The 17,923-nt window shown below is 50.0% G+C and carries 13 protein-coding genes; 10 read left to right on the top strand and 3 right to left on the bottom strand.

Features of this window, described 5'->3' with window-relative positions; all coding sequences use genetic code 11:
• Positions 1–316 precede the first annotated feature (316 nt).
• The 3 genes from KTH89_RS00145 to KTH89_RS00135 are packed head-to-tail and all read left to right on the top strand — an operon-like array spanning position 317 to position 3,951.
• A complete protein-coding gene (locus tag KTH89_RS00145; RefSeq protein ID WP_238720181.1) occupies positions 317–1,051 on the top strand; it encodes an ABC transporter ATP-binding protein in 735 nt (244 codons plus the stop codon).
• Positions 1,038–2,594 carry a COG1361 S-layer family protein gene (locus KTH89_RS24825; RefSeq protein WP_275061729.1) on the top strand — a complete coding sequence of 519 codons (1,557 nt, stop codon included), beginning with the start codon at positions 1,038–1,040 and terminating at the stop codon, positions 2,592–2,594. The genes KTH89_RS00145 and KTH89_RS24825 overlap by 14 nt, the downstream gene beginning before the upstream one ends.
• The gene (locus KTH89_RS00135; RefSeq protein WP_238720180.1) at positions 2,557–3,951 is read left to right on the top strand and encodes an ABC transporter permease; all 1,395 of its coding nucleotides are present in this window, start codon (positions 2,557–2,559) and stop codon (positions 3,949–3,951) included. Before KTH89_RS24825 ends, KTH89_RS00135 begins: the two co-directional genes overlap by 38 nt.
• Positions 3,952–4,055: 104 nt before the next feature.
• Here the strand turns inward: KTH89_RS00135 and KTH89_RS00130 are convergent, their stop codons facing one another.
• Positions 4,056–4,664, bottom strand: a complete 609-nt coding sequence (locus tag KTH89_RS00130; RefSeq protein ID WP_238720179.1) for a histidine phosphatase family protein — start codon at positions 4,662–4,664, stop codon at positions 4,056–4,058.
• Between the two features lie 14 nt (positions 4,665–4,678).
• On the bottom strand, positions 4,679–6,415 hold the full coding sequence (locus KTH89_RS00125; protein WP_238720178.1) for an Rqc2 family fibronectin-binding protein: 1,737 nt from the start codon (positions 6,413–6,415) through the stop codon (positions 4,679–4,681).
• A 224-nt stretch (positions 6,416–6,639) separates the two neighbouring features.
• Between KTH89_RS00125 and KTH89_RS00120 the strand changes: the two genes are divergently transcribed.
• The 6 genes from KTH89_RS00120 to KTH89_RS00095 all read left to right on the top strand — a co-directional run bounded on the left by KTH89_RS00120 (position 6,640) and on the right by KTH89_RS00095 (position 15,586).
• Positions 6,640–8,013 carry an MATE family efflux transporter gene (locus tag KTH89_RS00120; protein ID WP_238720177.1) on the top strand — a complete coding sequence of 458 codons (1,374 nt, stop codon included), beginning with the start codon at positions 6,640–6,642 and terminating at the stop codon, positions 8,011–8,013.
• Between the two features lie 106 nt (positions 8,014–8,119).
• Positions 8,120–9,400, top strand: a complete 1,281-nt coding sequence (locus KTH89_RS00115; protein WP_158343983.1) for a uracil-xanthine permease family protein — start codon at positions 8,120–8,122, stop codon at positions 9,398–9,400.
• Positions 9,401–10,233: 833 nt separating this feature from the next.
• The gene (locus tag KTH89_RS00110) at positions 10,234–11,577 is read left to right on the top strand and encodes a putative DNA modification/repair radical SAM protein (protein ID WP_158343985.1); all 1,344 of its coding nucleotides are present in this window, start codon (positions 10,234–10,236) and stop codon (positions 11,575–11,577) included.
• Positions 11,578–11,690: 113 nt separating this feature from the next.
• The gene (locus KTH89_RS00105; protein ID WP_238720176.1) at positions 11,691–12,467 is read left to right on the top strand and encodes a TIGR03915 family putative DNA repair protein; all 777 of its coding nucleotides are present in this window, start codon (positions 11,691–11,693) and stop codon (positions 12,465–12,467) included.
• A gap of 323 nt (positions 12,468–12,790) precedes the next feature.
• Positions 12,791–13,018 carry an HPr family phosphocarrier protein gene (locus tag KTH89_RS00100; RefSeq protein ID WP_158343987.1) on the top strand — a complete coding sequence of 76 codons (228 nt, stop codon included), beginning with the start codon at positions 12,791–12,793 and terminating at the stop codon, positions 13,016–13,018.
• A gap of 201 nt (positions 13,019–13,219) precedes the next feature.
• Positions 13,220–15,586, top strand: a complete 2,367-nt coding sequence (locus tag KTH89_RS00095; protein ID WP_238720175.1) for an ATP-dependent DNA helicase — start codon at positions 13,220–13,222, stop codon at positions 15,584–15,586.
• Here the strand turns inward: KTH89_RS00095 and KTH89_RS00090 are convergent.
• On the bottom strand, positions 15,571–16,449 hold the full coding sequence (locus KTH89_RS00090) for a LysR family transcriptional regulator (protein ID WP_158343991.1): 879 nt from the start codon (positions 16,447–16,449) through the stop codon (positions 15,571–15,573). The two genes, KTH89_RS00095 and KTH89_RS00090, sit on opposite strands and share 16 nt — an antisense overlap.
• 157 nt (positions 16,450–16,606) lie before the next feature.
• Between KTH89_RS00090 and KTH89_RS00085 the strand changes: the two genes are divergently transcribed.
• A complete protein-coding gene (locus KTH89_RS00085; RefSeq protein WP_238720174.1) occupies positions 16,607–17,911 on the top strand; it encodes a cation:proton antiporter in 1,305 nt (434 codons plus the stop codon).
• Positions 17,912–17,923 lie beyond the last annotated feature (12 nt).

Below are 17,923 nucleotides of genomic sequence, written 5' to 3'. Positions count from 1 at the left end.
CGGCGGGATTTTGCAGGAATAAACGGCAAATTCCCGCCGTTTTTGTATATTTCCCCAGAGGAGTTCTGATGGCAGTGGATGAGGAAAATTGGCCTTGTCCCTGCCTGTTCAGGGCCTTCGCAATATTCTTGGCAGGTGTTGTAGAAAAGTAAGAAAATCTTAAGAAAAATATGTCGAGATTTAATATACAAACAATTCTGATATGATATAATGGTGAAAAAGTGTATTTTGCTATTGGACGGGCCATTTGGATATTGAATTCCATACGAAAGGCATGGTATACTGGGCAGCAGGCACAAAGGAAAGGGGTGGGAGAATGGCAGAAGAAAAAGAGCCGGTGATTCAGGTAAAGAATCTGTATAAAGTCTATTCTGTAGGTGAGAACCGGGTGTTCGCTCTCAATGGGGTAGATTTTACTATTTATAAAGGCGAATTCTGTTCGATTGTAGGTACCTCCGGTTCCGGCAAATCCACATTGTTAAATATGCTGGCCGGCCTGGAAAAACCTACGAAAGGCGAGATTATCATAGGCAAGCAGCACATCGAAAAGATGACGGAGAATCAGCTGGTGAAGTTCAGACGGGAGAGGGTCGGATTTATATTCCAGTCCTTTAACCTGCTGGGAACGATGAACGCCAGGGAAAATGTAGCGCTGCCTCTGACATTCAGAGGAATGGCGAAAAAAGAAAGACTGAAGCGGGCGGATAAGATGTTAAATCTGGTGGGACTTAACAAGCACAGGACCCATAAGCCGACGCAGATGTCCGGCGGACAGCAGCAGAGGGTCGGCGTGGCAAGGGCCCTGGTGGTAGAGCCGGAGATCATCTTTGCCGACGAGCCGACAGGGAATCTGGATTCCCATACATCCGCGGATGTGATGAATCTGATGAGGGATATTGTGGAAAGAGAAAAACTGACGCTGGTTATGGTAACCCATGATACGCATCTGGCCGGTTTTGCGGACCGGATTTTCCATATCAGCGACGGTAAAATACTTAAAATCGAAGACAATCGTAAACACAGGGAGGAAGTAGAAGATGAGCAAGTGTAAGAAACTGATTACCATATTATTATGCGGTATTATGGTCTTTGGGATGAGCCTGACGGCTTTTGCCACTGAGACACAGACGCCGACACCCACACCTACGTCGGGCGGGGCAACACCGACTCCGGCACCCACACCGGATCCCACACCGGAGCAGACGCCGAATCCGCCCCAGTCCACCAACATCAACGGCAACGTCATGGTGGGCGGCACCTGGCAGACACCGGTCGCCAATGCCGGCGGTCTGGTAAATGTAGTTCTTCCGCTGGTCAATATGGCGGAATTATCCGTGACGGATGTAATCGTAACCCCGGTTATCAGCGGCGATCCTGCCGTATGGCCTTTTGAAATAGAAAAATCCAGTTATACGGAAACCCTGCCGATCCTTCCCGGTGAAGAATGCGGCCTGGGGCCGATCGAGCGGCGTCAGGAGATCACCTGGACCCTGAAGACCAGGAAAGACGCCATCAACGGTTATCAGCCCGTCACCTTCCAGGTACAGTTCAAGAATCCGGATGAGTCCGCGGGCAGCGCAAGCCTTGTCACCTATGTGAAAGTAACCGGCGGTACAGGCGCTAACTCCGCTCAGGGAACGGGTTCCGTGCCCAGGGTGATCATCTCCGGCTTTACCACCAACCCGGAAAACGTCCGTGCCGGTGAGAGCTTTGACCTGACCTTACATATCCGCAACACCTCCAAGAGCACGGCGGTATCCAACTGCGAATTCGATATTCAGACCACGGAGGAGACCACATCAAGCGGCGGTTCGGGTTCGACCACAACGGTCAGCGCCCCGGCGTTCCTTCCCACATCCGGTTCCAGCACCATCTTCGTGGATAAGATCCCGGCGGACAGTACGAAGGATGTGACGATCAATATGACGCCCAGGGCGGATCTGATGCAGAAGCCCTATGCCATCAGCGTCAATATGAAGTACGAGGATTCCAACGCGAAAGAATACACAGCGGACGCCAGCGTGTCGATTCCGGTTAAACAGGAAGCGAAGTTAGATATCAGCGAGCCTGAGGTTATGCCCGAGTCCGTGGAAGTCGGACAGCAGACCAATGTGATGTTCAGCATTTATAATACCGGTAAAACCATTCTCTATAATGTATCCGTAAAATTCCAGGCCGATTCCATCAACGGCGGCGAGGCATATCTGGGGAATATCAGCCCGGGGGCTACCGGAAATGTGGATACCATGGTAAACGGTATCCAGCCAACCATGGATGAGGGTATTGTAAAAGCTGTTATCACCTATGAAGATGACGCCGGAAATGTGGCAACCCTGGAAAAGGATATCACGCTATATGTTACGGAACCTATGGCGATGGACCCTGGCATGATGGATCCCGGCATGATGGACCCCGGTATGGATGAGCAGGGCGGAGGCTTCAACATCTGGTTTGTTCTTGGACCAGTGATCGCGTTGGTCGTGATCGGCGGTATTGTGGCGATTGTGATTATTCGGAAAAAGAAAAAAGAGAGATTAGAAAGGGAAGGTATCGAGGATGAAATTGCTGGACTTGATCAAGATGAGCATCAGTAACCTCTGGAGAAGAAAGCTTCGTACCATCCTAACGATTCTGGGAGTTATTATCGGAACTGCGTCTATCGTTGTCATGATTTCCCTTGGTATCGGCCTGAACAAGTCGATGATCGACAGTGTGGAAGAATCCGGAGGACTTACAACGATCAATGTATCCAGCGGCGGCGGGGATACAATGTATTATGGAGGCGGGATGGCCGTATCTATGGATGCCTCAGCCTCCGGCTCCGGCAGCAACGAGCCGGTATATCTGACCGATGAAGTGATAGAACAGTTAAAGCAGCTGCCTCACGTGACGGTCTGCTCGCCGGTACTGAGCACCTCCGTGCTGGCGAAGCAGGGAGCTTATGAATCCTGGCTTCAGATACAGGGAATGGATCTGGAGGTCCTGGACAGAATGAATCTTCCGCTGGCGGAGGGGACCATGCCTGAACCGGGCAGCAGTGAGCTGAAGTTTGTATTCGGCAACATGGTCATACAGGATTTCTATAATCCGAAATCCAACAGCGGCGGTTATTGGCAGACCGGAGAGCTTCCGGACGTGGATCTGATCAATCAGCCTTTGTTCCTGATCTTTGATACGGACGCTTACTATCAGTCCCAGGACCCGCAGAGCGGCATCGCCCCTCCGAAGAAATATATCGGCCAGGGTATCGGGCTGCTGGAAGGGGGACCGGAGGACTGGAAACAATACAGTTATTCCACCTATTGTGACATCGAGGTTCTGAAGACCCAGCTGAAAAAGATCTTCAAAGGGAAGGTAATACCCGGGCAGCCCACGACTTCGTCCGGGAAGCCGAGAAAAGAACTGGTCTATAATTCAGCTTATGTCCAGATCGATGAGATGGACAATGTTATGGATATCCAGAAGCAGATTCAGGCCATGGGACTGCAGGCCTACAGCGAGGTAGAGTGGCTGGAGCAGGCGCAGAAGCAGTACCGTTCTATTCAGGCGGTCTTAGGCGGCATCGGCGCGGTGTCCTTGTTCGTAGCCGCGATTGGCATTGCCAATACGATGATGATGTCGATCTATGAGCGGACCAAAGAGATCGGTATTATCAAGGTGCTGGGCTGTAATATGAACAATATCAGGACCATGTTCCTGATGGAGGCCGGTTTCATCGGACTCATCGGCGGATTCCTGGGGAATCTGCTGAGTCTGCTGATCTCGAAAATAATAAACTATGTAGTCGTAGCGATGCAGGGCGCGGATATGGCAGGCACCACCTCCTATATTCCCCCGTGGCTGATGCTGGTATCGCTGGTGTTTGCGGTTCTGGTAGGTATGCTGGCCGGATTCTTCCCGGCTCTCAGGGCAATGAAGCTCAGTCCTTTGGCTGCGATCCGAACAGAGTAAAGAAAAAAGGCGTTGGAACATATCAGCTTCCCCTTTGCGGGGCAGACGAATATCATTCCAACGCTTTTTTAGTGCAAAAGTTTAGCTGACAAATCCAGGGTACATCAATAAAAGAGGACATCCTCTTCCAGAAGGACCGGATGGGGAACGGCAGACTCCGCGATAGAAACGGCACAGTTCTTAGGAACTCCGGTACCCCAGAACTCAGAGAGGGGGACTTCGCGGAAATAATAGAGCATCCCGCGGATGATACATCCATGAGCGGCAATGAGGATCGTATCGTCCTGCAGATCCTCCCGCAAAAAGATCTCCCTCAGAAATTCCGTACCCCGGCGGATCACGGAAGCCAGTGTCTCGCCTCCCGCCGGCGGCGTATAATGGGCGGAATCGCCAAAGAAATTATCAAAATCCGGCGGAACGGTCCGCCCGGGCTCGATACAGCGCATTCCCTCATACAGCCCGAAATTAATCTCTGCCAGCCGTTCATCGGTCTCGACCGGTATCCCCCGTCCCTGCAGTATGATCTCCGCGGTTTGAAACGCGCGGGAGAGCGGGCTTGAGAAGGCTTTGGTAAAAGGGATACCAGCCATTCCATGGGCCGTTTTCTGTGCCAGCTGTATACCCTCTGTGCTCAGGGGAATATCCGTATGCCCCTGGATTCTTCTCAATTTATTCCACTCCGTAATTCCATGCCTGACAATATAAACCTTCATAATGTGCTCCTCCCTTAATCCACCAGCGTTAACCCGGACAGATCCGGCTCGATGGTCAGAGAATAATTGGTATAGTAAACGACGAACCCGGGTTTGCTGCCGTTTGGTTTCTTCACATTTTTCTTCTCCGTATAATCAATCTCCACTTTTCCGGCCTCACGGCCCTTTGAATAATAAGCCGCGAGCCTGCCTGCCTCCTCGAAGACCCGGTCCGGAAGTTCAGCTCCTTCCGATTTTACAATGACATGGGAACCCGGAATCCCTTTGGCATGAAACCACCAGTCATTCCCGGAAGCGAATTTAAAGGTCAGCTCTTCATTCTGATAATTATTTTTCCCCACATACATATGATAACCGTCGCTGGAAATATAATGGAACGGCTTCGAAGTAATCTTAACCTTCTTCCCGGTATTTTTTCTCCTGATATACCCGGACTCCACCATCTCTTCCTTAATCTGTACCAGATCTTCTTCCGATAGCGCGATATCCAGGGCGGCCCCGATGCTTTCCAGGTGCAGAATCTGGTCATGGGTCTGCTTTAACAAGGATTCAAGGGCTTCCGCGGTCCGTTTTAACTTATTATACTTATCAAAATACTTCTGTCCGTTCTCCAATGGGGTAAGCATGGGGTCCAGCGGAATCGTAATCATCTCATTTGTATAATAGTTCAGCGCCTCCATCGACTTGGAACCCGGCTCTACGTGATACCCATAAGTATTGATTAGCTCGCCATATACTTTATACTTGTCTTTTTTTTCCGTATCCTTCATCTGCTTTAACTGAAGCTCATATTTTTTCCGGTCCCTGTCCAGTATGGTCTGCACGACGCGCCTTAAGTCCGAAGAACGCTGCCGGATTCTGGTGACGGTATTTTTGGCCGCATAATAGGCCTCCAGTGTCATGGAGATCGTGTCATAGTTCCGGCAGGTGAGATCCCTGTATTGAGTCAGCGTTATACTGGAAAATTCAACAGGTATCCGGCCGTTGTTTACGATATTGGGGACAAACCGGGCCTCCCGCACATCTTCCATCAGTAATTCAAACATGTGGTACAGATGCAGTTGTTCTCTTTCCCCCATCGTATTTGCCGGCTGATCCGATTCCAGGGACGCGCGGTAACATAATTCCTCAGCGATCAGCGGGCTGATCCCCGTAAGGGAGGTATAAAGAGCCTTGGACAGCTTCATCGGTTTACCGAACACCACTTTTAAAAATTGATCCCGGTTGATCAGCAGCGGGTCCTGTTTATCCTGGGTCTGGGGAATAAAGTATTCCCTGCCCGGAAGGACTTCCCTCACCGAACTCATCTGTGCGGGCACATGTTTGATACTGTCAATAATCATGCCGTCATCCCGGCAGAAAATAATGTTGCTGTGCTTTCCCATGATCTCCACCACCAGGGTTTTACGGCACAGATCTCCCAGCTCATCCAGATGTTCGATCTCAAAACGCAAGATACGCTCCAGTCCCGGCTGAGTTACCTTAAGGATTCTTCCGTTGCTGATATGTTTGCGCAGCAGCATACAAAAATTCGGGGCCGTCATGGGACTTTGCTTATTCGTCTCCGTGAGATAAACCAGAGGAAGGCCGGCGTCCGCGGATAACAGCAGGCGGTACTGGTTTTTCTGATTTTTTATAGTAAGCAGCAATTCATCCTTTTCGGGCTGTGCAATTTTATAAATACGGCCGCCGGTCAGCGTATCATTTAATTCTTTTGCCAGATTAGCAATAACGATTCCATCAAAGGCCATTTTACATTCTCCTGTTTTTTCTTCTCATTGTTATACTATAGCTAGTTTTGGCCAAGTTATCAAGTACGGCTTTTAATTAAATGTGCTGCTTCCAAATAAAAAAAGTCTTCACAAGCCTGGAATTTTATGATAGTTTGTTAGGAGTGAGGTTTAGGGAAGGATGGACGAAAAAAGTTCATCCGCACCTATAGGTATGTGCGGTAAACGCGCGTATGGAGGGAAATATGGAAAAACAAAAGTTTAAATTATCACAGGAAGAGAGCAGAAGCTTTTACAGGCGGATGTTTGCTCTGGTACTTCCTCTGGCATTGCAGAATTTAATAAATGTAGGTGTGACAACCGCCGATGTGGTGATGTTGGGAAGAGTGGGAGAGACGGTGTTATCCGCCTCATCACTGGCAAATCAGATTTATTTCATTTTAAATCTGATTTTTTTCGGCATGACTTCGGGCGCGATGGTGCTGACCGCCCAATATTGGGGTAAACGGGACGTAGCGGCGATTGAGAAAGTCCTGGGTATCGCTATGGGCATCACCATGGTGATTGCGGTGGTGTTTACGGCGGTGACGCTGTGCGTTCCGGCGGCGCTGATGAAGATATTTACTTCGGAAGAGGCGGTAATCGCAGAAGGCGTGGTTTACCTGCGGATCGTCGCATGGTCCTATGTCCTGTCGGGGATTACCATGGTATATCTGTATATTATGCGAAGCGTGGAAAAGGTAATGATATCGACCTGCGTGTACCTGATATCCCTGATCGACAACATTGGCCTGAACGCCATATTTATTTTTGGACTTCTGGGCTGTCCGGCTATGGGAATCGCCGGCGCTGCGCTGGGAACCCTGATCGCCAGAATCGTGGAACTGCTGCTTGTGATCTGGTACGCGAAATTCAAAAACCGCGAGGTGCGTTTCCGCTTCCGTTACATGTTCCGGTTTGACCGGCTGCTGCTGAAGGACTTTATCGTCTATTCCATTCCGGTTATGATCAATGAGCTGCTCTGGGGAGCGGGCATGTCCGCGATAGCGGCCATTATCGGGCATCTGGGAAGCCCTGTCGTAGCGGCCAACTCCGTGGCCCAGGTGTGCCGCCAGCTGGCTACGGTCGTGGCCTTCGGCCTTTCATCCGCCACAGCGATCATGATCGGGAAAGCGATCGGGGAGGGGAAATACGATTTCGCGGAGGCCTACGCCCGCAAATGTGTGAAACTGGGCATCCTGTTCGGCATTGCAGGTTCCAGCGTCATCCAGCTGCTGCGGCCGGTACTGTGGAACTACCTAAGCCTGACCGACGAGGCATTCCGCTACCTGAGCGTCATGCTGTTCGTCATGGCGTACTTTATTGTGGCCCAGGCATATAATACCACCTTGGTGGTAGGGGTATTTAGGGGCGGCGGGGATATCAAATACGGTCTTTTCCTGGACGCGGTGATGATGTGGTGCGGCTCCATTTTCGGAGGCTTCCTGGCGGCTTTTGTATTCCATCTTCCGATTCCCATCGTCTACATGATACTGGTCAGCGATGAGGTGCTGAAGCTTCCGTTCTCCACCTGGAGGTTCCGTTCCAAAAAATGGTTAAAAAATGTGACAAGAGATTAAATTTATTTACATATTTCGATTAAAATCCTTGATATCTAAAAAAAATGCAGGTATAGTATACAAAGGCAAATACACTAACTTACATGAGAGTATGAGGAGGGATCACATGGATATGAATTTATCCGCCAAAAAGAAGCTGATTCTTGGCATTCAGCACGTGCTGGCCATGTTCGGAGCTACCGTATTAGTTCCGGCCCTGACCGGTTTAAGCACATCAATCACCCTGTTTTGCGCCGGACTTGGCACCCTGTTGTTTCATCTGGTAACCAAGAGAAAAGTACCGGTCTTCCTGGGGTCCAGTTTTGCATTCATGGGCGGAATCATTGCCGTCATCGGGGACTCCCGCTTAGGAGACCCGGACTTTATCGACAAACTGTCCGCAGTCAAAGGCGCCCTGATCGTCGCAGGCCTGATCTACGTACTGTTCTCCATTCTGATCAAACTGGTCGGATATGAAAAAGTCAATAAACTCCTGCCCCCCATCGTAACCGGGCCGGTTATCATCGTCATAGGCTTAAGGCTCAGCTCCACCGCCATCAATTCCGCTTTTTACTACAACGGGGCGTTCAGTCTGAAAGCCGTATTCGTCACCGTAGTCGTTCTGGCGGTCGTCATCGCCATATCCGTATTTGCGAGAGGGATCTACAACCTGATGCCGATCCTGTTCGCCATCATAGCCGGTTATCTGGTCTGCATCCCCATGGGATTCCTGGACTTCACACCGGTACAGCAGGCCCATTTCTTCTCATTTATGGACAAAGACATCATCGCCCAGATCCTGGCGCTGCCCACCTTTAAGGCGGACGCGATCCTGGCCATCGCCCCCATCGCTCTGGTTACGCTGATCGAGCACGTAGGCGATATCACCACCAACAGCGCAGTCGTAGGCAAGAACTTCATGATCGAACCCGGTATCCACAGAACGATCCTGGGCGACGGACTTGCCACCGCTTTAGCAGGCTTCCTGGGAGGCCCGGCCAACACCACTTACGGTGAAAACACCGGTGTCTTAGCCGTAACCAAAGTCTACGACCCCAGCGTTATCCGCGTCGCGGCCGTATTCGCCATGCTGCTGGGTATCCTCGGCAAATTCGGAGGCCTGATCTCCAGCATCCCCGGCCCTGTAAGCGGCGGCATCAGCATCGTCCTATACGGAATGATCGCCTCCGTCGGCGTCCGGATTCTGATCAACAACCGGCTGAACTTCGGAAACAGCCGGAACCTGATGATCGCCTCCATCATCGTCGTCCTGGGCATCGGATGCGACAGCATCCCCGTAACCTCCACCGTAACCATCTCCGGCCTGGCCCTCGCCGCCGTAGTCGGAATGATCCTGGCCGCAGTACTGCCCGAAGGCCACGATTCCGTACTCCCCCGTGAGGAATAAGGAATACGCCCAGTCATCAAAGGCTATAATATCAAATTAATTATACCAGGAAACAAACAAGCGACATACAAGCATCAGATACCAATCAAAACTAAAAACGTGTAAAGCTTTTAAACAAAAAGAACCTTTTACTGTTCTGCCTGCCCCATCCCGCCCAACAGCGGCTGGCACGGAGAATCAGAAAAGGTTCTTTTTCCATTATACAAATAGTTAAATTCAGACAGTTTTCTTTGGATGTTGTTGTAAATGGCTTCTATGGACGGTTTTCTTTAGATGTTGGTCTAAATGGTTTCTATAGCCAGTTTTCCATAGTTGTTGTTCTGAATAATTTCTATAGATGGTTTTTTCATGGTTGTTGACCATAGAAACTATTCATAGCAACGTCCAAAGAAAACCGTCCATAGAAACCATTCATACCAACAGCCAAAGAAATCATCCAAAACACCATCCTCATCCCCAAAGCACATTCGATCCAATTCTGCCAGCACCAAAGCAGGCGGGAAATGGGGCGGGGGAGGACCGGCATGTCTGTGGGGAAAAACATTGAGGGAGGAGCTTAGAGATATGGGAGGGGGCGGGTAAGAATCCCCGTTTTTCGGAGCATGTTTGAGCGCAGCGAGTTTGCGTAGAAAAATGTAATAAGGGATTCTTACCCGCCCCATCCCATATCTCTTAGCTCGTCCCGAAGTTTTTCCCCACAGACATGCCGGCCCTCCCCCGCCCCATTTCCCGCCGGTCCCTTTCCCACAGAACATACATTCGAATCCCCCTTGCTTTTCTGCAGCAACTATGTTAGAATAAACCAAACATATGTTCGTACGGGAGGCAGTTTCATGAGAATAGGACAATCGATGGGCTTGATGGAGAAATTGGAAATACTATCCGATGCGGCGAAATATGACGTAGCCTGTACGTCCAGCGGCGTGGACCGGAACGGGGATGGTAAGGGGATTGGGAACTGCGTGGCAGCGGGGATCTGCCATAGCTTTTCCGCAGATGGCAGATGCATATCGCTTCTGAAGATATTGTTTACCAATGAATGCATTTATGACTGTAAGTATTGTATGAACAGAGCGTCCAATGACATACCCAGGGCCTCGTTCAGCCCGGATGAGATATGCGAGCTGACGATGGGATTTTACAGAAGGAATTACATTGAGGGACTGTTTTTGAGTTCGGGAGTCCTTTATAGTCCGGATTACACGATGGAGCTGCTTTATCAGACTTTGTACAAATTGAGGACGGTTTGGCATTTTCAAGGATATATTCATGTGAAGGCGATTCCTGGGGCGTCTCAGCGCCTGATCGATCAGACCGGATTTCTGGCGGACCGGATGAGCATTAATCTGGAACTGCCCACAGCGGACAGCTTAAGAATGCTGGCCCCGAATAAACATAGAAAGACTATTTTAAAGCCGATGCGGCAGATTCAGACCCGGATGGCCGAAAATAAAAATGAGCTGATGGTATATCGCCACGCGCCGAAATTTGTGCCGGCGGGACAGAGCACACAGATGATTATCGGGGCGACGCCGGAGACGGATTATCAGATCGTTTCGGTTGCCCAGTCCCTGTATGATCAGTTTTCGCTTAAGCGGGTGTTTTATTCCGCTTTTGTCCAGGTGACGGAGGATTCGAGCCTGCCGGCGCTGCCCGGAGGACCGCCGCTGTTGCGGGAACACAGGCTTTATCAGGCGGACTGGCTGCTGCGGTTTTACGGTTTTCGGGCTGAGGAACTGCTGTCGGAAGATAAGCCGAATTTTAATGTGCTGCTGGATCCCAAATGTGACTGGGCGCTGCGCCATCTGGATCAGTTTCCGGTTGAGATTAACCGGGCGGATTTTTATACGCTGCTGCGTGTGCCGGGGATCGGCAATAAGTCCGCCCGGCGGATCGTGAAAGCAAGAAAGCTTGGAGTACTGGATTTTGCAGATATTAAGAAGATGGGAGTAGTCCTGAAAAGGGCGCTGTATTTTATCACCTGCAAAGGGAAGATGATGTATCCGACGAAGCTTGAGGAAGACTATATTACCAGGAATCTGCTGAATCTGGATGAAAAACTTCCGGTGCACAAGGAGGAGATCCGCTATCAGCAGCTGTCTTTGTTTGACGATATGAGACTGTCCCGCGAGCCTACCAGGGAAGAGCGGCTCCAGGCTGTGGGCGGACAGATCTGAGAGAAAACTGCCGGATAAAAAGTGGGAGATGAAGGGATAAAACGAAGGAATAAGATGAAGGGATAAGACGAAAGGCGATGGAGCCAGACAGATAGAGACGGAGGGAGTCAGATGTGGAAAAGATAATTTTTGTCTGTGAAGACAGCCTGGACGGAATATTCACCGGCATCTATGATGCCTGGGACAGCCGGTACGGGCATGAAAATGTAAAATTGATCATAGACTCAGAAGAGACGATGGAATTGTTTTCCAGATATGTGGAGGTTGGGGCCGACGGGGAAAAAGCGGAAAAGGTAGCCCGTACATTGAAGAGAAGATTCGGGGACGAGGTATTTGAGATGATCTGCCAGGCGGCGGCTTCTTTCGCTCCTGAGAAGGCGGATGCGCTGTATCGGGTGGTTGTGAAAGGTCTGTCCATGCCGGATGGCAGAAAAGTTATGGACGCCCTGGCGGATCCGAATGTCTGCCGGGTATTCGAGCTGAGCCGTCAGGCAGGCTATGAGGCGCATCATTTGACGGGATTTGTCCGGTTCCAGGAGTTAAAAGGAGGAATCCTGTTTTCCAGGATCCGGCCGAAAAATAACGCGCTGACTCTGATCGGGCCGCATTTTGCCGACCGGCTGCCTCAGGAAAACTGGGTGATATATGACGAGGGACGAAAGCTTTTTTTGATGCATCAGGCAGGAGGCTGCTGGGGGCTGATGCGGGGCCGGACGCTGAATGAATCGTTTCTGTCTCAGATCAGCCAGGAGGAAGAACAGTTCCGGCAGCTTTGGAAGCTTTTTACAAAAAGTATTAGTATACAGGCAAGGGAAAACAGACAGCTCCAGCGTCAGAATCTGCCGCTGCGTTTCCGGACTTATATGCCGGAATTCACGCAGGAAGCGTAGGCTAAGTAAGATCGTCCCGCTTCTATGAGGGGATAAAAGGCGTTATGTTATCGACATTTCGCCACAATTTTGTCGACGCATTCGGTGCAGAATGAATAAAAATTTGGTTTTGGCAAACGGAACCTCCTTTTTGAAGTTGTCATTTTTGTGCGAAAATAAGAAAAATCCAAGAGGGTCATATTATAAAAGTACAAATTTAGTTAAAAACAGGTTAAATTTGGGAACTTTGGACAGAATTGACAAATAGACTAAATAGTGGGATAATTCTAGACGAAATCGATACCACATGTTTTAGTTCTATTTTATCTAAGGAAGTGTTTGCTATGGAGAAACGAAAAATCAAGTTGTCCGCAACAGAAGATGTAAGAGAGTTCGTAGCCGCAGCTGAGAAATGTGATTTCGATGTCGATATTTTTTATAATCGCTTCGTGGTTGATGCAAAGTCTATTTTGGGCGTATTGAGCATGGACCTGACCAAAGAATTGACAGTTCGTTACGGCGGAAATGACCTCCGGTTTGAGAACATCTTGGATAAATATTCGATTGCATAACGATATGCAGCCTATACACTGATTTTGATGCGGAACAATGAGCCCTCTATCCTGTAGCCTTATGGGATGGGGGGCATTTTCAATTAGGGATAAAGCCGGTACGCAGAGGTTTGGGATAAACCGGCAATCAGGTTTCCTTCTTGACGCAGCCCGGCGGGAAGGGGATAATAGGGAACAGAATACCTGAAGGAGATAGGAAAGATGTCGGATACAGTGATTAAGATATCGGTGCGCAGCCTGGTGGAGTTTATTCTGCGGGAAGGGGATATCGATAACCGGAAGAAAGCCGGGAAAGATACGGAAGCGATGCAGGCCGGAAGCAGAATCCACCGGAAGATCCAGCGGCAGATGGGAGCCGGTTACCGGGCGGAGGTTCCGCTGAAGATCACCGTGCCGGCAGAGGACTATGAGATATGCGTGGAAGGCAGGGCAGACGGAATAGAGGAGCAGGATGGGACTGTCGTAATCGACGAAATTAAAGGAATCTATATGGACCTGGAGCACCTGGACGGACCGGTGGGCGTGCATCTGGCGCAGGCAAAATGCTATGCTTATATCTACGGGCGGCAGCAGGGGCTTTCTCATATAGCGGTTCGGATGACCTATGTAAACCTGGATACGGAGTTTATAAAATATTTTGAGTCGGAATATGAGTTTCCGGAACTGGAGAAGTGGTTCGGGGGGCTTATGGAGGAATACAGAAAGTGGGCTGACTTTCAATTCGAATGGAGAAAAATCCGAAAGGATTCCATCCATAACATAGAATTCCCCTTTCCCTACCGGGAAGGGCAGAAGGAGCTGGCCTCCCAGGTATACCGCACCATGTATCAGAAAAAACGTCTTTTTATACAGGCGCCTACCGGTGTGGGCAAGACGATATCCACCGTTTTCCCGGCGGTGAAAGCGGTAGGGGAGGAACTGGGAGATAAAATCTTTTATCTTACAGCCAAAACCATCACCCGTACGGTGGCAAACGAGGCATTTTCCCTGCTCCGGGAACAGGGACTTCGTTATAAGACGGTGATCATCACGGCGAAAGAGAAAATGTGCGCCTGCGAGGAGATGGAATGCAATCCGGATCACTGCCCTTATGCGAAAGGGCATTATGACCGGGTAAATGACGCGGTCTATGCGCTGCTCACAAAAGAAGATAACTTTACCAGAGAAGTTTTAAACGCTCATGCGATGGAATATGAGGTTTGCCCGTTTGAATTCTGTCTGGATGTTTCCACATGGTGCGACGGGATTATCTGTGATTATAATTACGTGTTCGATCCTAAGGTTTATCTGAAGCGCTTTTTTGCGGAGGGGATCAAAGGGGATTATCTGTTTTTGATCGATGAAGCCCATAACTTGGTGGAACGGGCCAGGGAAATGTACAGCGCTGCGCTTATAAAAGAAGATTTCCTGGAGATAAAAAAGGTAATCAAAGCTGTGCGGCCAAAGGTTGCCAAAGAATTGGACAGCTGCAATAAACGGCTTCTGTCTATGAAGCGGGAATGCGATACCTACCGGCTGCTGCCGGATATCGGCGATTTTATTATAGCGCTTATGAGGCTTGCGGCGGAATTGGAGAAATTTCTGGAAGAATGGGAACAGGATGAGATCCGCGACCAGGTGTTTGAATTTTATATGCAGGTCAGGGATTTTCTGAACATTTACGACCGAGTGGATGAAAATTATGAGATCTACACCGAGCATATGGAAAACGGTCAGTTCCAGCTGAAACTTTTCTGCATTCATACGGCCAAAAACCTGAAAGAATTTTTGGATAAAGGAAACAGCGCGGTCTTCTTTTCGGCGACTTTACTGCCGCTTCGCTACTACGTTAATCTGTTGAGCGGAGACATGAACGACTACGCGGTATACGCCAGCAGTACGTTCCGGCCGGAACAAAGGCTGCTGCTGGTCGGGAGCGACGTCAGCAGCAAATATACCCGGCGCGGTCAGGCAGAATATCAGCGGATGGCTTCCTATATACAGAAGACCATCTTCCATAAAAAGGGAAACTACCTGGTGTTTTTCCCCTCCTACCGCATGATGGAGTCGGTCTATGAGAGCTTTCAATCGCTGAATCCGGACCCAGGCTGTATCTGTCTGCTGCAGCAGCCGAATATGCGGGAACAGGAGAGAGAAGAATTTTTATCCCAGTTTACCACCGGGCTTGACCGGACGCTGGTCGGTTTTTGTGTAATGGGCGGCATTTTTTCGGAAGGAATCGATCTGAAGCAGGAGCAGCTGATCGGCGCGATTATCGTCGGGACGGGGCTGCCCCAGGTCTGCAATGAACGGGAAATTCTGAAACAGTACTATGATGAGCATCAGGCCCAGCGGGAAGGATTTTCCTACGCGTATCTCTATCCGGGCATGAATAAGGTGCTGCAGGCCGCGGGCCGGGTCATCCGCACGGATCAGGACACGGGGGTTATCCTTTTATTGGACGACCGGTTTACGCAGTACCAGTATAAGCAGCTCTTTCCTCCTGAATGGGCAGTGCACGAACACTGCACGCTGCATACCATCGATCAGAAATTGGAAGACTTCTGGCGCGGTCAGGAGAAATACTGAATAAACTGTCTGGCGGCCTGTGAGATGGGCAGATGCTGATTATAGGCGATCACGATCTGGCGGCGGGGCATCTTCTCCTGCAGGGTCAGGGGATAGAGATCCGGTGACTTATTCAACAGGCAGAAGTCCGGCACAAAAGCGATTCCCAGTCCGATCCCGGCCAGATCCAGCAGCAGATCATTGCTGGTAAGCTCGATTTCCGGTACCAGATCCAGCTGGTTTTGCTGGAACAGGTTGTGCAGGAACTCGCTGGTGGTGCTTTTCCGGTCCAGCATGAGGATCGGATAGTCCAACAGTTCCTGAAGAGAAACCTCATGGCCGGCCAGATCAAAAAACTGCCTGCTGGCTACGAAGACGTCCTGAAAAGATTTTATCGTAGTGATCTGGTGTGTGTTGTTCAGCCGGGAATTCGGGAAGTTCGATACGATCAGATCAACCTGTCCGCTTTCCAGCAGATCGACGCACTTAACCGAGGTCTGGTTCATAACCTTAATGTGGATCTTTGGAAAGTCCCGGTGGAACCGTTTCAGATAGGGGACCAGAAAATAACGGCAGATGGTATCGCTGGCGCCGATGCGCAGCTGGCCGCCTCCCAGGGAATCCGCTTCCAGCAGCTGGTTTTCCCCCCGTTCGATCAGATTGATGGCGGGCTCCACATAGCGGAGCAGGGTTTCCCCTTCGGGGGTTAAGTACACCTTTTTTGTGCTGCGCACGAAGAGCTGCTGATTCAGCTTCTTTTCCAGTACCTTGATCGATTGGCTTACGGCGGACTGAGAGATAAAGAGCTGCTTGGATGCTTCGGAAAAACTAAGCGTCACGGCTACATAATAGAATACTTTGTAAAGCTCATAATTAATATCCATTATTAGTACTCCTTATAAATGATGGTTATATTATAACATATTATCTGAATGATTGACAGGAAAAAATAGAAGTAGTAAGATGAACCGGAATTAAAAAAATGGTAAAAAATGGAGTCCCCAATCATAGCGTTTGTGGGAGAAGAAGGAGAGATATGAGATGAATCCGTATGATTTTTTGTTCGATCTTGCATTGATACTGCTGAGTACAAAAGTGCTGGGCCTTTTTACCCGGAAAATACATATGCCCCAGGTGGTGGGAGCGTTGCTGGCCGGGCTGCTCCTGGGACCGGCAGTGCTTAACATATTAAAAGAGACGGAATTGATCCATGACCTGTCGGAGATCGGGGTCATCGTTTTGATGTTCTGCGCCGGCATGGAGACGGATATGGAGGAATTGAAGAAAACAGGGAAGAAATCTTTCCTGATCGCGCTGATCGGCGTGCTGGTACCGTTGGCAGGCGGATTTGCCGTAGCTTACTTCTTCAACAAACCAGGGGTTATCGACTCCGACGCGTCCTGCACCTTATTTCTGCAAAATGTGTTTATCGGTGTGATCCTGACCGCTACGTCTGTCAGCATCACGGTGGAAACCCTGAAAGAGCTGGGAAAATTGAAGACCCGTTCGGGAAATGCGATCCTGGGCGCCGCCATTATCGACGATATCCTGGGTATTATCGCGCTGACCGTGATCACCAGTATGGCGGACAGTTCTGTCAATATCGGGATCGTGCTTTTAAAAATCGTCGGATTCTTCGTCTTTGCGCTGGCTGCGGGCTTTCTGTTTTATAAAATTTATGAAAAGTGGAGCGGTTCCGCGCCGAGAGGACTTCACCGGCACGCGATCATTGCATTCGTGTTCTGCCTTATCATGTCCTATGTGGCGGAAGTGTGGTTTGGTGTAGCCGATATTACCGGCGCGTTTATCGCGGGCCTGATTATTTCCAAAACCCAGAAAACCCAGTTTCTGGCGTCCAAATTTGATACCTTATCCTACCTGCTCCTGTCCCCTGTTTTTTTCGCCAGCATCGGACTGAAAGTGGAGCTTCCTAATATGACGGCCAGTATCGTGCTGTTCGCGGTCATCCTAGTGGTGGTGGCGATCCTGACCAAGGTTATCGGCTGCGGCCTGGGCGCCAAAGTGTGCGGCTATCAGAACTATCAGTGCTGGAGGATCGGAGTCGGAATGATTTCCCGTGGTGAGGTGGCCCTGATCGTAGCCAGCAAGGGAGCCCAGTTGGGGCTTCTGGGTTCCGCCTTCCTGGGGCCGGTGGTAGTTGTGGTGGTGATTACGACGATTATTACGCCGATTCTGTTAAAACCGGTATTCCGCAGAGGACCGGTAACCGTGAGCCCGGAGATGGAGCTGATTCCGGAGTCCGAGAGCTTGTCGCGTAACTACGAAGAGCTCAGCAAACTGCGGAACGGGCAGTATCAGGAAGGGGAAGAACGTCCCCGGAGATAAAAATATAAGGTT

It is taken from the genome of Diplocloster agilis, assembly GCF_019042275.1.
GTDB classification, from domain to species: domain Bacteria; phylum Bacillota; class Clostridia; order Lachnospirales; family Lachnospiraceae; genus Diplocloster; species Diplocloster agilis.
Note: the sequence above shows the minus strand (reverse complement) of the source record. Positions and strands in the feature narration are given on the sequence as shown.

What these genes read in the sequence shown, in the direction of transcription:
- KTH89_RS00145 (WP_238720181.1), top strand. Translation starts at nt 317, where the DNA reads ATGGCAGAAGAAAAAGAGCCGGTGATTCAGGTAAAGAATCTGTATAAA.
- KTH89_RS24825 (WP_275061729.1), top strand. Translation starts at nt 1,038, where the DNA reads ATGAGCAAGTGTAAGAAACTGATTACCATATTATTATGCGGTATTATG.
- KTH89_RS00135 (WP_238720180.1), top strand. Translation starts at nt 2,557, where the DNA reads ATGAAATTGCTGGACTTGATCAAGATGAGCATCAGTAACCTCTGGAGA.
- KTH89_RS00130 (WP_238720179.1), bottom strand. Translation starts at nt 4,664, where the DNA reads ATGAAGGTTTATATTGTCAGGCATGGAATTACGGAGTGGAATAAATTG.
- KTH89_RS00125 (WP_238720178.1), bottom strand. Translation starts at nt 6,415, where the DNA reads ATGGCCTTTGATGGAATCGTTATTGCTAATCTGGCAAAAGAATTAAAT.
- KTH89_RS00120 (WP_238720177.1), top strand. Translation starts at nt 6,640, where the DNA reads ATGGAAAAACAAAAGTTTAAATTATCACAGGAAGAGAGCAGAAGCTTT.
- KTH89_RS00115 (WP_158343983.1), top strand. Translation starts at nt 8,120, where the DNA reads ATGGATATGAATTTATCCGCCAAAAAGAAGCTGATTCTTGGCATTCAG.
- KTH89_RS00110 (WP_158343985.1), top strand. Translation starts at nt 10,234, where the DNA reads ATGAGAATAGGACAATCGATGGGCTTGATGGAGAAATTGGAAATACTA.
- KTH89_RS00100 (WP_158343987.1), top strand. Translation starts at nt 12,791, where the DNA reads ATGGAGAAACGAAAAATCAAGTTGTCCGCAACAGAAGATGTAAGAGAG.
- KTH89_RS00095 (WP_238720175.1), top strand. Translation starts at nt 13,220, where the DNA reads ATGTCGGATACAGTGATTAAGATATCGGTGCGCAGCCTGGTGGAGTTT.
- KTH89_RS00090 (WP_158343991.1), bottom strand. Translation starts at nt 16,449, where the DNA reads ATGGATATTAATTATGAGCTTTACAAAGTATTCTATTATGTAGCCGTG.
- KTH89_RS00085 (WP_238720174.1), top strand. Translation starts at nt 16,607, where the DNA reads ATGAATCCGTATGATTTTTTGTTCGATCTTGCATTGATACTGCTGAGT.